The sequence below is a fragment of the Desulfitobacterium hafniense DCB-2 genome (assembly GCF_000021925.1).
Classification (GTDB): Bacteria; Bacillota; Desulfitobacteriia; order Desulfitobacteriales; family Desulfitobacteriaceae; genus Desulfitobacterium; species Desulfitobacterium hafniense.
The window spans coordinates 2,923,880-2,942,814 of record NC_011830.1; the positions used below are offsets into that span (position 1 = coordinate 2,923,880).

Annotated in this window: 15 protein-coding genes and 1 pseudogene; 1 reads left to right on the forward strand and 15 read right to left on the reverse strand. The window is 50.4% G+C overall.

The annotated features are described in order from the left end of the window. Positions 1-40 precede the first annotated feature (40 nt). From typA to miaB, 12 genes and pseudogenes are all read right to left on the reverse strand, one after another. Complete coding sequence (gene typA / locus DHAF_RS13655) at positions 41-1,873, reverse strand: translational GTPase TypA (RefSeq protein ID WP_015944189.1); 1,833 nt, start codon at positions 1,871-1,873, stop codon at positions 41-43. An 82-nt stretch (positions 1,874-1,955) separates the two neighbouring features. Then, positions 1,956-2,157 (reverse strand): annotated as a pseudogene (locus tag DHAF_RS26775) (hypothetical protein). 592 nt (positions 2,158-2,749) lie between these two features. Continuing rightward, on the reverse strand, positions 2,750-3,001 hold the full coding sequence (gene hfq, locus DHAF_RS13660) for an RNA chaperone Hfq (RefSeq protein ID WP_015944192.1): 252 nt from the start codon (positions 2,999-3,001) through the stop codon (positions 2,750-2,752). 34 nt (positions 3,002-3,035) lie between these two features. Further along, positions 3,036-3,980 (reverse strand): tRNA (adenosine(37)-N6)-dimethylallyltransferase MiaA, encoded by a 945-nt coding sequence (gene miaA, locus DHAF_RS13665; RefSeq protein ID WP_015944193.1) that lies wholly within the window; start codon positions 3,978-3,980, stop codon positions 3,036-3,038. After that, positions 3,977-4,816: a class I SAM-dependent methyltransferase gene (locus DHAF_RS13670; protein ID WP_015944194.1), complete on the reverse strand. Its 840-nt coding sequence runs from the start codon at positions 4,814-4,816 to the stop codon at positions 3,977-3,979. The genes miaA and DHAF_RS13670 overlap by 4 nt, the downstream gene beginning before the upstream one ends. A 12-nt stretch (positions 4,817-4,828) precedes the next feature. Further along, positions 4,829-7,021, reverse strand: coding sequence for a DNA mismatch repair endonuclease MutL (mutL, locus tag DHAF_RS13675; RefSeq protein WP_015944195.1), 2,193 nt, complete (start codon positions 7,019-7,021; stop codon positions 4,829-4,831). After that, positions 7,018-8,343, reverse strand: a complete 1,326-nt coding sequence (locus DHAF_RS13680; RefSeq protein ID WP_015944196.1) for a histone deacetylase family protein — start codon at positions 8,341-8,343, stop codon at positions 7,018-7,020. The genes mutL and DHAF_RS13680 overlap by 4 nt, the downstream gene beginning before the upstream one ends. After that, complete coding sequence (locus DHAF_RS13685; protein ID WP_015944197.1) at positions 8,340-10,019, reverse strand: hydantoinase/oxoprolinase family protein; 1,680 nt, start codon at positions 10,017-10,019, stop codon at positions 8,340-8,342. The genes DHAF_RS13680 and DHAF_RS13685 overlap by 4 nt, the downstream gene beginning before the upstream one ends. Positions 10,020-10,195: 176 nt before the next feature. Further along, entirely contained in the window at positions 10,196-12,784 is a 2,589-nt protein-coding gene (gene mutS, locus DHAF_RS13690) for a DNA mismatch repair protein MutS (protein WP_193345567.1), read from the reverse strand. Between the two features lie 49 nt (positions 12,785-12,833). Continuing rightward, on the reverse strand, positions 12,834-12,962 hold the full coding sequence (locus tag DHAF_RS26590; protein WP_015944199.1) for a hypothetical protein: 129 nt from the start codon (positions 12,960-12,962) through the stop codon (positions 12,834-12,836). A gap of 869 nt (positions 12,963-13,831) precedes the next feature. Next, positions 13,832-14,227: a YlbF/YmcA family competence regulator gene (locus tag DHAF_RS13700; protein WP_015944200.1), complete on the reverse strand. Its 396-nt coding sequence runs from the start codon at positions 14,225-14,227 to the stop codon at positions 13,832-13,834. Between the two features lie 92 nt (positions 14,228-14,319). Then, positions 14,320-15,663: a tRNA (N6-isopentenyl adenosine(37)-C2)-methylthiotransferase MiaB gene (miaB, locus tag DHAF_RS13705; RefSeq protein ID WP_015944201.1), complete on the reverse strand. Its 1,344-nt coding sequence runs from the start codon at positions 15,661-15,663 to the stop codon at positions 14,320-14,322. 200 nt (positions 15,664-15,863) lie between these two features. Between miaB and DHAF_RS25170 the strand changes: the two genes are divergently transcribed. Then, the gene (locus tag DHAF_RS25170) at positions 15,864-16,034 is read left to right on the forward strand and encodes a DUF1540 domain-containing protein (RefSeq protein WP_015944202.1); all 171 of its coding nucleotides are present in this window, start codon (positions 15,864-15,866) and stop codon (positions 16,032-16,034) included. A gap of 77 nt (positions 16,035-16,111) precedes the next feature. Here the strand turns inward: DHAF_RS25170 and DHAF_RS13710 are convergent, their stop codons facing one another. The 3 genes from DHAF_RS13710 to DHAF_RS13720 form a co-directional block, all read right to left on the reverse strand. Then, the gene (locus DHAF_RS13710) at positions 16,112-16,606 is read right to left on the reverse strand and encodes a HyaD/HybD family hydrogenase maturation endopeptidase (RefSeq protein ID WP_015944203.1); all 495 of its coding nucleotides are present in this window, start codon (positions 16,604-16,606) and stop codon (positions 16,112-16,114) included. A 75-nt stretch (positions 16,607-16,681) separates the two neighbouring features. After that, positions 16,682-17,305: a Ni/Fe-hydrogenase, b-type cytochrome subunit gene (gene cybH, locus DHAF_RS13715; protein WP_005811610.1), complete on the reverse strand. Its 624-nt coding sequence runs from the start codon at positions 17,303-17,305 to the stop codon at positions 16,682-16,684. Between the two features lie 71 nt (positions 17,306-17,376). Next, positions 17,377-18,933 carry a nickel-dependent hydrogenase large subunit gene (locus tag DHAF_RS13720; RefSeq protein WP_015944204.1) on the reverse strand — a complete coding sequence of 519 codons (1,557 nt, stop codon included), beginning with the start codon at positions 18,931-18,933 and terminating at the stop codon, positions 17,377-17,379. Positions 18,934-18,935: the final 2 nt, after the last annotated feature.

Below are 18,935 nucleotides of genomic sequence, written 5' to 3' on the forward strand. Positions count from 1 at the left end.
CTATACGCAGCAAGACGGGAAAGGTGTCTTAATTATTAGCTCATTTTGCGCTGTTGGAAGCCAGGGATTTGGCATAGCGGACACGGGCATTTTTGTCGAGGTGCTTTTTCCGCAAGCGAACGCTCTTCGGTGTGATCTCCACCAACTCATCATCATCAATATATTCCAGGGCCTGCTCCAAGGTAAAGACTTTGGCTTTCTCCAAACGAAGGGCTTCCTCAGAGTTGCTGGCACGCATATTGGTGACATGTTTTTTTCTGGCCACATTGACTTCGATGTCCTGTTCCCGGTTGCTTTCCCCCACAATCATGCCTTCATAAATCTTGGTACCGGGGTCAATAAAGATGATGCCCCGTTCTTGAGCGGAATGCAGCCCATAGGTTGTCGCCTCGCCGGTCTCAAACGCGATCAAAACCCCCCGGCTTCTGCCCGGTATTTCGCCTTTATAGGGCTCATAACCGTGGAAAACATGGCTCATGATCCCTTCGCCCCGGGTTTCGGTCAGGAAATCCCCCCGAAAGCCGATCAGCCCCCGGGCGGGAACTTTGAATTCTACCCGTATCTGGGTCTGGGAAATATGGGCCATATTGATCATTTCCGCTTTCCGTTTCCCCAGCAATTCAATGACTGTACCCATAGCGGTTTCCGGAATATCACAGATAAGATACTCAATCGGTTCACATTTCTCCCCGTCAATCATCTTATAGATAACCTCGGGCTTGGAAACCTGAAGCTCATAGCCTTCCCGGCGCATATTCTCAATTAGAATGGATAAATGGAGCTCTCCCCGGCCGGATACTTTAAAGGAATCCGCCGAATCCGTTTCTTCCACACGAAGGCTCACATTGGTCTCGATCTCCTTGAATAAGCGCTCCCTTAATTTGCGGGAGGTCACAAATTCCCCTTCCAGTCCGGCAAAAGGGCTGTTGTTAACAATAAAATTCATATTCAAAGTGGGTTCATCCACTTCAATCACCGGCAGAGCTTCCGGATTATTGGCATCGGCTACGGTTTCCCCGATATTGGCAGTGGTCAAGCCGGTGAGGGCCACGATTTCGCCGGCCTCTGCCTCGGGCACATCGATACGTTTCAACCCTTCATAGGTATAGACTTTGCCGATTTTGGCCCGCTCCAAAACACCATCCCGTTTGATCAGGGCGATATTCTCTCCTTGGCGGACCTTGCCCCGGACAATGCGCCCGATCACAATCTTGCCTACATAGTCGTCATAATCAAGGGTGGTAACCAGGAGCTGCAGAGGGGCTTCCACATCCACACTGGGCGCGGGAATATGCTCCAGCACCACACTGAAAAGAGGCTCCAGGCTATCGGTAAGCTGGTCGGGATCCAGTCCGGCCAACCCATCCCGGGCCGAAGCGTAGACCACGGGGAAATCCAGTTGCTCCTCATCGGCACCTAATTCGATAAATAAATCCAGGACCTCGTCCACCACTTCAGCAGGACGGGCATCAGGACGGTCAATCTTATTAATCACAACGATGGGAACAAGCTTCAGCTCTAAAGCTTTTCTTAACACAAAGCGTGTTTGGGGCATGGGCCCTTCAAAGGAATCCACAATCAGGAGCACCCCGTTCACCATCTTCAAGACCCGTTCCACTTCACCGCCAAAATCGGCGTGACCCGGTGTATCCACAATATTGATTTTTGTATCCAACCAATTGACCGCTGTATTCTTGGAGAGAATGGTAATCCCTCTCTCCCGTTCCAGGTCATTGGAGTCCATAACCCGCTCCATAACATTTTGATTGGCGCGGAAGGTTCCGCTTTGTCTGAGCATTGCATCGACTAGGGTTGTTTTGCCGTGGTCAACGTGAGCGATGATGGCGATATTACGAATATTCATTGATTTCATTAAGAATTTCCCTTTCATGAGTAAATTACACTATTCTTAAATATACCATGCCTTTATTATCTCTACAATAAATTATTTTTAGTTATATTTTCCGCGTTAGGGTGAAGTTAAATGAAAAAAGGTCTGAAAGCTCGGGGCTCTGGGCCGAGTCTCCAGGATTTTGCTTTACTACCGGTCGCTCAATAAGCTGCGCGGACAAAACTAACGCTCAAGCCCTCCGCTCCGTCGGGTACCCGGCCAAATCGCTCCTGCTCAATGGCCGGTTGGAAACGTCCTGTTTCCAACCCGACTCCGCTGCATGCTTTTCGCGAAGTTTTGTTTCCGCTCGCTTAAATTCGCTTCTTGCCGTAAAGCAAAATCCTTGGGCTGCTTTGCGGGTTTGAGCATGTGGGGCGTTGTGGGAGATGTCGGGGAAGATCGCCTAGCCTGAGCCGCTTTTTCCGTCTTTACCGACGCCGCTTAAGCGGCAAGGTCGGCTGCCCTGAGAAAGGCTATGGGGGCTAAGAAAAGCCCTGAAGCTAAACCCATGAAGTCCCAACAAGAGGCCCAGATCCCCAGAGAAAAACTGAAAGAGACCCGCAAGACGTAGCTTTACGCACAAAAGCGAACGGATTTAGCGGAGGAGCGGTCAGGTGAATGAGGCTTTCTTAACGTAGCGGAGCCACGGTTCACTTGCAGAAAGCAACGGGGTTTGGCGTGAGCTGTTAAGAAAGCGAGTGAGCCAGCCCCGGAGCTATGGAGTTCGCGTTGTGCGTAAAGCTACGCGACCCGGACAACGTTTTGTCCCCCAACGGGTGCCGCTTAACCTGCCAGCAAACCTGACACACGAAAAAAGCCTGATGGGAATCAGGCTTTACTGATGCGATGACCTTATTCTTAACGCTCCTCTGTCGAGGACTGCGAAGCAGCAACTAAATTAATGGGACGAAGCGGCATTACAGTGGAAATGGCGTGCTTATAGACCATTTGCTGTTTACCTTCGAATTCAATGACCACTGTAAAATTATCAAATCCGCGGACCAGACCTTTTAATTGAAAGCCATTCACTAAGTAAATCGTGACCGGCATATTCTCTTTTCGGACTTGGTTTAAAAAGGTATCCTGTAAATTGATGGGCGCTTTATTCATTTTTTTCCCTCCACCACCATCTATTTCTATTTTCCTATTCTACACGACTTTCCATTCCACTGCAAGTGCCAATCAAAGATTCAAGAATATTTGTCAAATTCCCACTGTAAGTATCATACCAAACCACTCGCGGGTCCCTGCGGAACCAAGTGAGCTGACGTTTGGCGAAATGCCGGGTATCCCTTTGAAAAATTCTCATCATCTCCGGAAGGGTTACCTTACCATAAAGATAGAGTAAAGCGTGCCGGTAACCAATGCTTTGCAAAGGCTTAAGTTTTGGGGAATAGCCTTCTTTAATTAAATTGTGGGTTTCCTCAATCAGCCCCGCGGCCACCATCTGTTCACAACGGCGATTGATCCGCTCATAAATGATTTCCCTTGGTGCGGTAAGTCCCACATAGAGAAGCGAAGGTGGCAAAGGCGGATAATTCATGTCTTGATTGCCGCGGATTTCGGAAAAGGGCTTACCGGTTAATTGGCACATTTCCAGGGCCCGGATAATCCGGACCGTATCATTGGGATGGAGACGCTGGGCACTGAGAGGATCCCTTTTGGCCAGCTCCCGGTGCAGAGCCTCTTTCCCTTGTTCAGAGAGAAAGGCGGTCCAGAAGCTGCGGATAGACTCTGAGCCGTGCTCGGCAAATTGGAAAGGGTCGATTAAAGAGCGGATGTAAAGACCTGTCCCGCCGACAACAATCGGCACCTTGCCCCGGCTTTGGATATTCTGAATAGATTGATTGGCCAAAGTCTGGAACTGAGCCACTGTGAATGGTTCAGCCGGATCCAAAGCGTCCAGCAGATAATGGGGTACATTGCCTTGTTCGGCCAACGTTGGCTTGGCTGACCCGATATCCAGTTTACGATAGACCTGAACGGAGTCCCCGGAGATAATCTCACCCTGGAGAGCTTGGGCAAGGGCAACCCCAAGAGCTGTCTTGCCTACGGCTGTAGGTCCTACAATGATGATCAAGGGTTTCATGAACCGGCTCCTTCTTTGTGGATTATCCCATAGTCTACATGACTATAGTTCCCCCCTTCTTGAATCTCAAACCCTAAGCGGCTGAATTCCCGGCTTGCTTTCCGCTCTTTCAGCACCACCCGTCTTTTGGCTACACGGCAGGCTTCGGCAACAGTTTCACCCTGCAGGGAGCAGGAGTTGGCTACCTCATGCAGAGGGCGGATGGAGGCGCTTTTTTCCCGGGTGTGGCGAAACATGGGGTCAAAGTAAACCACATCGGCGAAGGCTGCAGGATAGCCGGCCAGCAGCTCAAGATGGTCTCCCCACAGAACCTCAATGCGCTGTGCCGCTTCAGCCAAGACCTGCCAGGCTTTGGCCTTGTCCGGGTTTTGGACACGGGGACAATCCCCTTGAGCCAGGGTCCTTAACCCATCTTTCACCAGAGCTGCTAAAATAGGCGAATGTTCTATGCCGATAACCTTGCCCTGAGCCCCGACTTGAACAGCAGCTACCAAGGCATCCGTTCCCAAACCGAATGTGGCATCCAAAAAGACATCCCCTGCCCGGAGGTCAACGGCCTCCAGAAAACGATCCCCTTCTCCTCTAATGATTTGCATAACCCGCAGCAAGGCCATACTGGGATGAAAGTGCAAAGGATGGTCCCCTGTTTCCAGATAGATTCCTTTGCGGGTAATGTGGAGGATCGGATAAGGCGGCTCCTCAACCGCCCCGGCCAGGGACTTCGGGGAGGAAGTCAGTAAGGTAATGCCGGGTTGTTCAGAAAACCAAAGAAATTTTTTCTGTAAATCCGGATCCCTGGGATGGGTGATGTTAACGATGACTGTTGCGTGGTTCATTGGCTGCTGCTCCTAACTACGATAAAAGCGGTGTTCCAGCTCTTCTTTAGTGAGTTGAATCATGGTGGGCCGGCCATGGGGACAGGTATAGGGATTCAGAGTCTTACTCAATTGAACAATCAGCTGCTCCATTTCAAACAGGGTCAGGTTCTCTTTGGCCTTAATGGATGCTTTGCAGGCCAACATATAGATCCACTCCTCCAACAATTTATCCATAGTGGGGGGAATGTGGTTGAGCATGACCTGGTCGAGAAAGTCCCGCAGAAGCTGCTCCCCCTGGTAAGGGCCGCTATAGGCCGGGATGCCGCGCAGGAGATAGGTTCGGGTCCCAAAGTGCTCAAGGATGAACCCCATCTCGTTGAGCAGCAGAAAATGCTCCAGCAAAGCCTCTTCTTCCCCAGGTGTAAATTCCATGGTCAGAGGAATCAAGAGCATTTGGCTGTTGCCGGGATTGTTTTGGTGCTCTGCCAGCAGGCGTTCATAATTAATGCGCTCATGGGCGGCATGCTGGTCGAAGATGACAAGCTGCTCCCCATCCGTTGCCATTATATAGGTATTAAAAACCTGCCCGATGGGCCGCAAGGCCAAAAGAGGACTTTGCTCCTTGATTTTATCAGTGATTTCGGTAATTTCATTGCTTTCATGGTTCTCTTCGGCAACGGATAGCTCCAACTCAGCGGTTGACCCTGCCCCCACCTCTTCTTCAGCCAAAGGAGCATCAGCTCTCCCCAAAGTATCAGCCCCTGAAATATCGGTTCCCGAAATATTCGCTCCTAAAAAAGCATCCGACTCCAAGGAAAGATCAGGTTCTAACCTATCAGCTTTCAGAGGGGTGACTTGAAAAGGTTCCTGAGACTCAAGAAAGAGTTTCTGCTCATTAACCGGCGGCCTTTCCTGGGGGTTTAAGTCCTTGATGAGGAACTTTGCTGTCTCAGCAAACTCATGTGCATTAAGTTTATGACCTGCCTTAAATTCATTGCCGGCATTTAACTCACGATCTCTTTGCGAAGCAGAAAGCCCATTTGCAGGCCCCAAGGGAGAGTAACTGGAGTGTTTATAAGGTATGGGGATAGTTTTGCCCTGAGACAGGCTGTGAGGGCTTTTAGGAGCAAAATTGAGGGCGCCCTGAACAGGTCTGTCAACCTTGTCAGCGCCGGGGAGAGATTCTTTAGGGGATGGAGTGTTCTTGACCTTGACAAAGGGGGCGATGGGACGGGCTTGGAGAAGGGTCCTGCGAACTCCCTCGGCAATAAACTCCATAAGTTCTTTCTCTTTGTGAAAGCGGATTTCCATTTTGGTAGGATGAACATTGACATCGTATTCATGGGGCGGGATATGCAGTTTCAGGATGGTGATGGGATAAAGCTTAGCAGGGATCAAGGTATGATACCCTTCGGAAATGGCACGGCTGATGCTGTTGGAACGAATAATCCGCTCATTGACGATCAAGGTCTCCCCTTGTTTGGTGGAACGAACCAGATCCGGCGGACTGATATAACCCTCCAGCCGCCAATCCCCCAGGGAGCAGGACAGGGGCAGGAGACGGCGGGCCGTGGCCTGGCCAAGGACAGCCCCGATGCTCTCCAGCAGATTTCCTTTGCCCGGAGTCTGCAGGACAAGGACTTTCGGATGCTTCAGGGTAAAGGAAACATCAGGCCGGGCCAAAGAAAGCCGCCCGATGACATCGGAGATTTGACCAAATTCCGTGTTTTTGGATTTCAGGAATTTCCGCCGGGCAGGCGTATTATAAAACAGATCATCGACGGTAATGGTGGTTCCCGGCGGACAGCCGGTTTCGGAGAACTCCAGCTGCTCTCCCCCCTGAATCCGCAAAACCCGCCCGGAAATTTCCTCAGGGGGGCGGCTGATGATCTCCAGCCTGGAGACGGAGGCAATGCTGGGTAAAGCTTCCCCGCGAAAGCCCAGGGTGCGTAAACGGTTCAAATCATCAATGGTCCGGATTTTGCTGGTGGCATGACGGAGGACGGTCAGGGGCAGATCCTCGGCAGATATTCCCTGGCCGTTATCCTGGACCCTGATCCTTTCCACCCCGCTTCCCTCAATGATCACTTCGATTTGAGTAGCCTGGGCATCCAGAGCGTTTTCAATCAGCTCCTTAACCACGGAAACAGGGCGCTCCACCACTTCGCCGGCGGCGATTTGATTGGCGGCTTGTATATCAAGGATGTGGATTTTAGCGGTCAAAAATGAGTTACCCCCTTATCCAGATGCCAGAGTTCAACCTTATTGTGCTGTTGATCCTGGAGTAATACAGATGTTTTGCGCCCGATCAGATGCTCCCATAAATCATATCCCGCCTGGGTGCATTGCTCACAAGCCGCAAAAGGAATCCGCACTAAAGCGAAAGTATTGCCGGTTACAGTATGCTGGCTTTCAATGAGCACCGTTCCCCCGCAATGGTTGCACTGGCGGATCCAGTCCTTACGCCCCTCCTGGAAGCCTTCCGTATCATAATATACGGAATGAGGAATGTAAACCCATTTTCCTTCGGGAAGGAAGCTGTCGGCGCGGATGTTCCAGTCTGGTTTGGCCCGGCGGTATTGCTCTTTCAGCTCTTTAAGGAAGCCCCGGAAGGCATTGGAGCCGCTGTGGGGATGACGGGGCTTTTGAGGCTCGATAACTCCCTGATAATCTTCTCCCGCCAAGGCCAGGACAATGGCCAGATTCACATAAGGCAGGGCTCCTTCAATGGAGTAGCCCCCCTCCAGGACGGCTAAGTCCGGATTGAGCAGCTCGGTGATTCGTCCATAGCCCCGGGCTGTCACACTCATGGAAGCTAAGGGATCCGTGAAGTGGTTGTCCTGACCGGCCGAATTAATGATCAGATCCGGTTGGAAGTCATAAATCCGGGGAAGAACCCAGTTTTCCAGGACATGATGAAGATCTTCATCTCCCGTACCGGGAGGCAGAGGAATATCCAAGGTGGTCTCCCAGGCATTGGGTCCCCCTTTCTCGTAGATAAAGCCGCTGCCGGGATAGAGAGTCCGTCCGTCCTGATGAATGGAGACAAAGAGGACATTAGGATCATGATAAAAGATATCCTGGGTGCCGTCCCCGTGATGAACATCCGTATCCACGATGGCCACTTTTTTTATCCCATGGAAGGTGCGGAGATGATTGATCAGGATCGCTTCGTTGTTCAGGGTGCAGAACCCCCGATTGCCTAAAACCGTAGCCCCGGAGTGGTGTCCCGGCGGGCGCACCAGGGCAAAGCCATTGTGGATCTCCTTTTTGGCCCAGGCCTCGCCCAGAACCAGAGAGCTTCCGGCAGCGATCAAATGGGCATCCAAATCATGGCTTTCCGGAGCGGGGAAAATCCCTTGGGTGCGCTGGACATCTTTTAGCGAAGCAAGACCTGGAGCATAGTGTTTGATCTGAGGTAAATCCATAACCCCTTCTTCAAACAATTGTTCCTGGGTATAAAGAAGTCTTTCTTCCCGTTCCGGGTGGGTATCTCCTAAAGACCAGTCAAACGCAGGGAAAAACAATAATCCTGTCTGCTTCATACCTCAAGCCTCCCAACCACTCCCGGGGGTACCACCACAGAACCCCGGATTATTTGACCAACGGTTGCGTAACCTTTAACAACTGGGAAAAAATCAAAAGGTTGAGTCTTAAACTCCAGTTCATGGAGATTTAAGCCAATGGTGCGGGCCCGCTCCCGGGCAATCTCCTGCAGGAATTCCTGAACCTCCTTATGAGGGCGTTTGGAACCCAGCCATTCCCTTTGTTCTCCGAATTCCTCAATCCGGTAAGAGCGGATCGTGGTATCCAAATGCAGGGTGCAGGATAGGGTCGGCCGGGCTAAGGCCGCACCGATGGCATTGGAGACATCGGCATGCTGGGTAAAACGCACAGGCAGGTGGACTTTATCCTCCAGGGAAGGTGCAATACCCCGGGCGCTGCCCCCGCTGACCCAGATATAGAAGTCCTTGGCACTATGAGGATGAAGAACCTCCCACACCTTATAGGCGGGTTCCTCCTGCCATTCTTTATGCAGGAGCGAAAAAGCATTGGCTACCTCTTCCGCAAACTTCTCCAGTATTTTTAGGGCTAATCCCTGAATGGCCTGGGGATTCCGGGCCTCAGGGGGCAGCAGGGATGCTAAACCTTCTTCAGCACGGGCATAATTCCCATGCTCCACCCGTTTTAAATAGCGCATGGCATCGGTGGGGGTTGGGTATCCCCCTCCCAAACAATAGGCCGGTCCCTGGCGATAGGGAGCGAGGGTAAAGCCTTCCGGCACATCAGGTGCAGGCAGCACGGCAGAATCTCCGCCTACAGGGATGGAGCGGGTGGCTAAAGTGGGAATCAAGGTCAGAAAGGGACCAATCTGAGCACCCCGGGCACTGAGAAGTGGTTCTCCCGATAGGATCAGGCCGATATCTGTGGTGGTGCCGCCGATATCAACCACCACAAAAGACTGCTGAGGATCCGTTTGGGCCAGGGCGCCAATGACACTGGCGGCAGGGCCGGAATTGATGGATTCCACCGGACGGAGCTGATCGATAGGCAAAATGCCTCCATCTGCTTTCAAGACGGTAATCCCGGCTTGGGAACCATTTTTCGCCACAGCCTGGTGCAATTGGGAGGAGAAGGTTTTATAGAGATTTTTGCTGGCGGTATTGAGATAGGTGGTGAGACTGCGGCGGTAAAAATTAGCATGCCCCCATTCGCAGCCTAAAGCAATGTCCAGCTGAGGATATTTTTTGCTCAAAAACTGAGCCAAAGCATCTTCCAGAATCCGATTCCGGTGGGAAAACTTACTGACAATGGCCGCCTGGGGGACGGCTTCAAAATCCAGCTGGTTGCAAAGCCGCCGCCACTCCAGCTCATCCGGGGGAGATACTTCCCGGCCCCGATAGTCGATTTCACCCATAAGGGCATGATAAGGCACCGGCCAGGGCAGAGCATCCAGCCTCATCCCGGAACCGGGAAAGAGAAACAGCTCAATGGGGGGTAATTTGTTTTCCAGAATGGCATTGGTCACCAAAGTAGTACTGACTGTAATCTGCTCAACAGGCTGTTTAAAGACATCGAGATGTTCCAGAGCATGGAGCAGGGTGTCCAATAAATTATCGTGTTGAGTGGGGACTTTCGTTTTTTTGATCAGGTTGTTTTTGTGAATAAGTACCCCATCAGTAAACGTCCCGCCGACGTCAATTCCAACTTGGTATGACATAATTGCCCTCCTCAATTCACATTATTGTCCGGGCCGTGCAGTTTTACGCTCATCACGTTCCCCTCCACGTCCCATCGTTGCCATGAGTTCTCTCTCCTCTACCTACACCCACACTTATATTTTTTATGAACCTGTTTTTTTATGAACCTTCTAAGTCTAATTATGAACTACTAAATCTAAATAGAATCCGCCGTTTTAATCCGTTCTTTTAAATCGAACAGGTAATCCAAGGCCTGCCTGGGAGTCAAATCCTCCACAGAAAGCTCGCTGACTTCCTGCAACAGGGGGTCCAGGGGCTGAACTTCGAACAAGGACAGTTGGGTTGCCTTCTCCTTATTTAGCAAATGCTCCTGGCGGTTTTCCTTGGCGGAGGATTCCAGCTCATGCAGAATGATTTTGGCCCTGTGCAGCAGATTGGCAGGCAAACCGGCCAGCTTTGCCACTTGAATGCCATAACTGCGATCGGCACGGCCGGGGATAATCTTATGCAGGAAAACAATCTCTTCCCCATGTTCCCTAACCCCGACATGAAGATTGAAGATACCGGCATGGGTTTCCTCCAAATCGGTCAGTTCATGATAATGGGTAGCAAAGAGAGTTTTGGGTTTGTTCTCCTGACCGGCTAAGTACTCAGCCACCGCCCAGGCAATGCTGAGGCCGTCGTAGGTGGCTGTCCCCCGTCCCACTTCATCGAGAATGATCAGGCTATGGGGTGTGACATGGCGCAGAATATGGGCCACTTCATACATCTCCACCATAAAGGTGCTTTGTCCTGAGGCCAGATCATCGGAAGCCCCCACCCGGGTAAAGATATGATCAGCGATGGGAATGGTGGCTTGCTGTGCAGGTACAAAGCTGCCAATCTGGGCCATCAGGACGATCAGGGCTACCTGCCGCATGTAGGTGGATTTACCGGCCATGTTGGGGCCGGTGATCAAGGCCAGATGTTTATCCTCAGTCAGGATGGTATCGTTGGGGACAAAGGAAGTGTCCTGAAGCATGGATTCCACCACAGGATGCCGCCCCTCGATGATAGTGAGCCCCCCTTCTCCCTTCATCACAGGACGGGAATAATGATGGCGCACAGCGGCTTCCGCCAGGCTGGCATAGACGTCGATTTCAGCCAGAGCATGGGCGGCTTCTAAAATCCTAGCGGCCTGCCCGCGAACTGTTTCCCGGAGTTCGAGAAAGAGCTGATACTCCAGCTGTGTGACTTTCTCTTCGGCGCCCAGGATTTTTTGTTCATATTCCTTCAATTCCGGGGTGATAAAACGCTCAGCATTGGCTAAGGTTTGTTTGCGAATATATTCAGCAGGTATCAGGTGGGAATTGGCATGTGTCACTTCGATATAATACCCAAATACTTTATTATATCCAACCTTAAGGGAGCGAATTCCTGTCCGGTCCTTTTCCATACTTTCCAATTTGGCTACCCAGGCTTTCCCCCCGGAGGATATGCTGCGCAATTCGTCGATTTCCTCTGAATAACCGGCTTTCAGCAGGTTTCCGTCCTTCAGGGAGATGGGGGCTTCCGGATTAATAGCTTGCTCTAAGGTCACAGCCAAAGGATCCAGACCTTCCAAGGCCGGAATAAAGGCTTGCAGGGATGCCGACTTGCCTTCCGCCAGCAAAGCCCGGAGTTGGGGCAGCACGCCTAAGGTCTGAGCTAAGGATAATAAGTCCCGGGCATTGGCGGTACCATAGGAAACCTTGCCCATGAGGCGCTCCAGATCAAACACTTTATTGAAGAGCTGGATAAGGTCCCCCCGTAAAAAGCTATCCTCAACCAAGGCCTCCACATAATCCAAGCGCTTTTCAATCTCCTCTTTAAGGAGCAAAGGCTGCTCGATCCAGCGTCTGAGCAGGCGGCCGCCGAAGGCGGTTTTGGTGAAGTCCAGAACGGATAATAAAGTTCCTTTTTTCCCTTGGCCGCGAATGGACTCGGTAAGCTCCAGATTTCTGCGGGTCCAGGGATCAAGGAGCATCCAGTGCTCAGGACGGTAGGCATTGATCTTCAGAATATGGGAGGGATCGATACCGGGTGAGGTTTCCAGGATATATTGCCAAAGCCCATTGGCGGCTTTCATAGCCGTCGGAAATTCCTGAAATAACTCGGTTTGTTCCGTAAAGCGCTGTTCCAGCAAGGTGTGTTGATAGGTTTTCTTTTCCCGCTGAGTAAGATAATAGGGCCGCCAGTGCTTTGCTTTGAGGAGTTCCGCCGGGAGCAGCAATTCGGAAGGACGAATCCGGGAAAGCTCGGTGGTTAAGATATCTATGGATTCAGTCTGAAAAACCGTAAACTCCCCTGTGGAAACATCCACAAAGGCCAATCCCCAGTCCTGATCATGATAGACCGCGGCTAAAAAATTATTGGCTTGCTCCACTAAGGAATCCGTCATAGTACCGGGAGAAATGATTCGGATAATCTCTCTTCTGACGATCCCTTTAGTGGCTTGAGGATCCTCCACTTGCTCGCATAAGGCCACTTTATAACCGGCAGAAACCAGCTTGAGCAGATAGCCATCTACAGCATGGTGGGGAACACCGCACATGGGAATCCTCTCCCCGCCTCCGGAATCACGGCCGGTTAAGGCAATTTCCAGAACAGGGGCGGCGGTCCGGGCATCCTCGCCAAACATTTCATAGAAGTCTCCCAGGCGGAAGAAGAGAATGGCGTCAGGGGCTTGAGATTTTATGGATTTGTATTGTTGCATCATCGGTGTGGTCATGGTTGGTGACTCCTTAGCGGTAGAATGTCTTGGCAAGGTTATTTATGAAAGCGGGGTCTCCAGGATTTTGATTTACATCGGTCGCTTAATAAGCTGCGCGGACAAAACTAACGCTCAAGCCCACCGCTCCGTCGGGACGCCGGCCAAATCGCTCCTCGAAAGCACTGCTTTCGCACTTGTTATCAATGGCCGGTTGGAAACGTCCTGTTTCCAACTCGACTCCGCTGCGGGCTTTTCGCGAAGTTTTGTTTCCGCTCGCTTAAAGTCGCTTCCTTCTTGTAAATCAAAATCCTTGGGCTGCTTTTCAGGTTTTTGCATGCAGAGCGTTGTAAGGTTGTAAGATTCCGGGAAATGTGGGGGAGTTGACTGGTCTAAGCTGCTTTTTCCGTCTTTACCGGCGCCGCTTGCGGCGGCAGGGCCGGCTAACTCCTGAGAAAGGCTATGCGGGCTAAGTGCAAGAAGGGCTCTGAAGCTAAACCCAAGAGCCCTCAAAAAAGGCAATTGGAACCCCAAAGGAAAACCTAAAGAGACCCACAAGACGTAGCTTTACGTACAAAAGCCGTGAACTCCGGAGAAGAAACCTTCCGGTGACGAAACCATCCAGTGAATGGTTTCGCCCAAGCCGCAATACCATAGAGGAAAGCTTAGCGGCGCAGGTAGGTTTTAGGATTCACGCCCGAAGGTGTCGGATTTAGCGGAGGGGCGGTCAGGTCAACGAGGCTTTCTTAACGTAGCGAAGCCACGGTTCACATCAGGTATTACCCTGAGGTTTGGCGTACGAAAGTGTCCGGTGGACAGTTTCGCTCAAGGCGGCACACCCCAAAGAATACTTATCCGCCGCAGATGCTGTTAAGAAAGCGGGTTGACCAGCCCAGGAGCTATGGAGTACGCGTTGTGCGTAAAGCTACGCGACCCGGACAGCTCTTTTAACCTTCTGCCAATGCTACCGGTGCTGCCACTGCCGATGCCCCCTGAGCGGCATGACCCCCAGGCGTATATTCTAAAGGGAAGAGTGTACACTCTTCCCTTGCTGCGCCCAATCTAAATAAAGTGATCTCCACTCATTTCTATTGTATCGCGAGTTTATGAACAGCTTCCCCCGCATCCTGAACAACCTGTGTCACAGGAGCAGCCTCCGCCATTGGGGTCATTGGCAATTGCTTGAGCCAAAACACCATTGATGGTGTCCAGCATCTTTGTGAATTGCTCTTGAGCCTGCAGATAGGCAGCAATGGGAGGATAACCTTCCACTTTCGCTTCCATGGCATCAATGGCCTGCTGTACTTCATCAGTCAACTCTTGACCCTGGGCCTGGAGCTCATACACTCGCTGTTGCTCATTTTGAAAATCAGCAATGATTTGCTGAGCTTGTTCGTCAGCCATCATAGCTTCTTCCGTGCTGCGCAAATTTTGTAATTCCACACTTTTGGCTATAGCTGCAGCTAGGACTTCGGCTTTTTCCATAATTTCCGCCGTCATTACAACACCTCCATCTTCGATTGATTCTACACGTTTTTCTTGATTCCTGCTTTGAGCCTTCAATTATTATTTATCACTGAAAGAAGTCTCGTTCAATGCCTGTCTGCGCGGCATTCTCCAAACAGCGTCCAGGAATTGGCATCCTGAATCAGCACCTGAACCAAGGTGCCAATTAATTGGGCTTCCCCGGGAAAGACCACCAGCTCATAACCCCGGGTTCGCCCGGTAAGACGATCAGGATTGGATTTGCTCGGCCCTTCCACGAGAACTTCGCAGGTTTTGCCGATCATTTCCTGCCGCCAGGCCAGGCTTTGGGCATTCTGAACCGTGATCAGCTGCTGCAGGCGGCGTTTCTTGATGTCCAGAGGAATTTGCTCCGCCATTTGGGCTGCCGGCGTACCGGAGCGTTTGGAATACATAAAGGTAAAGGCTTGGCTGTATTTTACCTGTCGAATTAAAGCCAGGGTTTGCTCAAAATCCTCTTCCGTCTCCCCGGGAAAACCAACAATGATATCCGTCGTTAAACTGACTTGGGGAATGATGGCCTTAATTTGAGCAATCCGGCTTAAATAGTATTCCCGGGTGTATTTACGATTCATACCTTTGAGAATTTCATCACTGCCGGCCTGAAAAGGCAGATGAATATGCTCGCAAAGATGGGTGCCTGCAGCGATGGTTTCAATCAATTTATCGGATAGATCTTTAGGATGGGAGGTCATAAACCGCACTCTCCACAATCCGTCAATGCTATCCACATCCTTGAGCAAATCGGCAAAATCATAAGCTCTGTCCAGGTCCTGGCCATAGGAGTTTACATTCTGGCCAAGCAAGGTCACTTCCCTGCAGCCTGTCTCGACCAAGGCCCTGATCTCCGCCAGGATCTCTTCCGGCTGACGGCTGCGCTCCCGGCCGCGGACATGGGGGACAATACAATAGGTGCAGAAGTTATTGCAGCCATAACTGATATTGACATAGGCTTTAAGCTTGCCTTTGGCTGCCAGAAGAACCGATTCCTGGGTTTCCCGCGGCTTTTCCCAGACCTCAGCCACTTTCCCCTTTTCCTCAGCTTCCTCCAGGAGACGCTGAAACTCATGGATATTATGGGTTCCTGCCCAGATATCCACATGGGGGGCTCTTTTTCTAAGCCGTTCTAAAGCGCCCGGCTGCTGAACCATACATCCTGAAATGGCGATTTTCAATTGAGGATTGGCTTCTTTCAAATGCTTGAGCTCGCCGATTTTACCCAGGATTTTATTTTCTGCGCTTTCGCGAACACAACAGGTATTCACAATGATGAGGTCGGCCTGTTCCAGCTCCTGAGAGCGGACATATCCTTTTTGGCTGGATATCTCGGTCAAGGTATCGGCATCACGCTCCGACATTTGACACCCATAGGCTAAGGTGACGACCTTCTTAGGGACTTTCGTGATTGACATACTTATCGTCTCACTCCTGAAAAGTAGTATTCTTCATAAAGGATAACATACTTCAATAAAGGCCGCCAGTCAAGGACTACTGTGAAAGGTTTTTAAACATTGATGAAAGCTGCTCGGGTGGGGTTTTTACGAATTTTTCAAGTTTCTTTTTGGTGTAGAAGGTGATTTATTTGGGTATCTTAATTAGGGAGGTGATAAGAATGGCTAATCCAAAAGTTTTGTGCAATGTGGTGGAGTGCAAGTATAATGAAGCTGCCAAAGAATGTCATGCCGGAGAAATTCAAGTAACCAAGCATCATGCCGAGGTTCGCACTACTGAAGCGACCGACTGCGGTACATTCGAATTAGGTGACGGAAGAGAAAAAGTTTAAGCATGTGATAAGGGAACCGGAAAATCCGGTTCCCTTTAGTAATTTTTTAAATAAAGTCGTCTGCCCACGGGGTGGGATTAAGAGTTCACTTGGCGGAATTCCCCATGCTGAGTGATGTTCTGAATTTCTTCCAGAACAAGCTCCTTGACCCTGGGCAATACTGCTTGAATCTCAGGAGTCAATTCCAATCCCATCTCCAGGCTCTTCGGCTGAACACCAAAGATGAGGGTTTTGGGCGCATTCCCCAGGATATTAGCCATAGCCAATACTTCCAGAATCCCCACTTGATGAAAGGAAACCTCAAACTGAGAGGGCATAACCCGAATATCTTCCGGCTCAAACCGGAAAATTGCGCCAGGTTCATCCTTGGCATTCAAGGCATCGACGATGATGAGATAGTCTACTTCTTTAATAAGATGGACCAATTCAAGTCCTGCGGTTCCGCCTTCCAGAAGTTCGACATGATCCGGCAGAGTCTCCTGGGCTAATAGGGTGAGGAACTGAACCCCGAGTCCTTCATCGGAAAGAAGCACATTCCCTACTCCCATGACCATAATCTTTGGTTGCAGCATGGTGTTTGACCCTTTCTAAAACCTTTGTCTTTTCTACAATAATACGCGGCTCAGGCTGCACCGTCAAGGGCAGGGTTAAGAACGGGCTGTGGTCGCCTTATCAGAAGGCGGGACCTTATCTTTCTTACGGGTTTTGCCGAAAAACATATACCAGAATTGATCCACGGCTTCCGTGAATACCATGTAGACATGAACTGCAATAATCGCAATGAACAGCCAGGTAATCACATAGTGGAAGCCACGAATAGCTGCCAGACCGCCCAGGGTGGCTTCTAAGCCGGGAAAGACCATGGGCAGATAAAGAATTGCCCCCGTAAGGATTTGCAGCACAGCCAGAATAGGCAGACCGATATAAGCAAGCTTCTGCAGAGGATTATAGGGATTGGGGTTAACAGGATGGTCCTTTTGCAGGAACAAGTAATACTTAATCTGGGGAATGAACGTCTTAATATCATAGGAATCAAGCAGAAACTTCCGGTAATCCCGCTGTTTGGTGAAAAAAGAGATATAGAAGCGCACGATACCGGTGAAAATTAAACTAAACATAAAGATAAAGTGGATATTGCGGACAAGATTCATGGGCATTCCCTGATAGGGAGAATGAATCATCATGCCGGTAATAATCAAGGCTATGAAATTGATCAGATTAATCCAATGGGTAATCCGGTGAGACAACGGATGATCGGCTGGATTCGCCATAGTTTTCCCTCGCTTTCTATTCCATTTCTATTGATCCCTTCATCAATCCTCTTGAGCCGTCCACTGAAAGATCAGTTGACTTTGAATTTGCGGATTTCATTGGTTTGGGGATCAATAAGATGAATAGCACAAGCCAGGCAAGGGTCATAGGAACGGATAACCCGCACAATATTAATCGGATTGTTCTCATCAGGAATAGGCACACCGATCAGAGCTTTTTCAAGGGGGCCATAATTTCCCTGGGCGTCTTTAGGTGAGAAATTCCAAGTGGTAGGAACGACCATCTGATAGTTTTCGGTAACATGATCCTTGATTTTGATCCAGTGGCCTAAAGCGCCGCGGGGAACTTCCGTCAACCCAATGCCTTGCCCTGTTGCCGGCGGATTCCAGTGCTCGGTATCATGAATTCTCAGGCCTTTGCCCATTTCTGCTTCCAGCTGGTTAACCCAATTAATCATTTCTTTAGCCAGGATGACCGTTTCAAAAGCACGGGCGGCGTGACGGGCCACAGCACCTGGTTTAATATTGTATTTGGCAATGATATCCATCAGCCCTTGAGGCTGCATAACCAGCATACGGGCTAAGGGGCCAACCTCAATAGGTTTCCCGTCATAGCGGGGAGCTTTAACAAAGGAATAGGCATCTTTTTTGGCCAGATCGGGAACCGTATCCGAATCATAGGGATGATCCCCCTTCGGATTATCCTTATACCAAGCATGAGTTACTCCTTCGGTAATCTTGCTTTGATCGACAGGCATCACATTGCTGAGGTTGCCGTCCAAGACAATTCCCTGCTTAAAGAGAAAATCTTTACCTTCATCATCCAGGCCAAATCCGCCGTAAGCAAGGAAGTTGCCATAGCCGCCGCCGACTCCGGCTTGAGCAAGGGGCAGTAAGGGGCCGGTTCCAAAGGTCAGCACATCCTGCAAATAGATATTCTCGAGATAATCGATTTGCTCCAGCAGCATGGAACGGAATTGCTCCACCACTTCAATATTGGGCAGCATGGTTACGCCGCCTGCTACGATAGACGATTGGTGAGGCTGTTTGCCGGCGAACAAAGCTGACATCTTTTTGGCTTTGGCCTGCATATTTAAAGCGTGCAGATAGTGGGAAACAGCGAGAGTAACAAGTTCAGGATCATTGACACAAAACGCATCGGGTTCATAGCGTGGTGTCAGTGGAGCTGTATCCCCAGCCGCAATCAGCTTGCTGATTTTGTCTTTAACACGCAAAAGGCCGGGATCTTGTCCTTGATATTTTGCTACCGCCGTAATATCCAAATAATCCAAGGCGCTTAAATGATAAAAATGCAGCGGATGGTCATGAAGCCACATGGCACCGATCATCAGATTGCGGATCAGCCGGCCCCCCGTAGGGACTTTTGCGCCAAAGGCCTGATCCAAGGCCAAGGAAGATGCCCATCCGTGGGAGCCCGCACATACACCACAGGTTCTTTCCGTGACATAGGTGGCATCCCGGGGATCCCTTCCTCTTAACAGGGGTTCAAAGCCGCGATACATAGTACCGATTGATTTCGCATCCGTAACCACACCATTGGTAACTTCTACTTCTACTTTTAAGTGACCCTCGATTCGAGTCACGGGATCAATAACTACTTTACCCATCT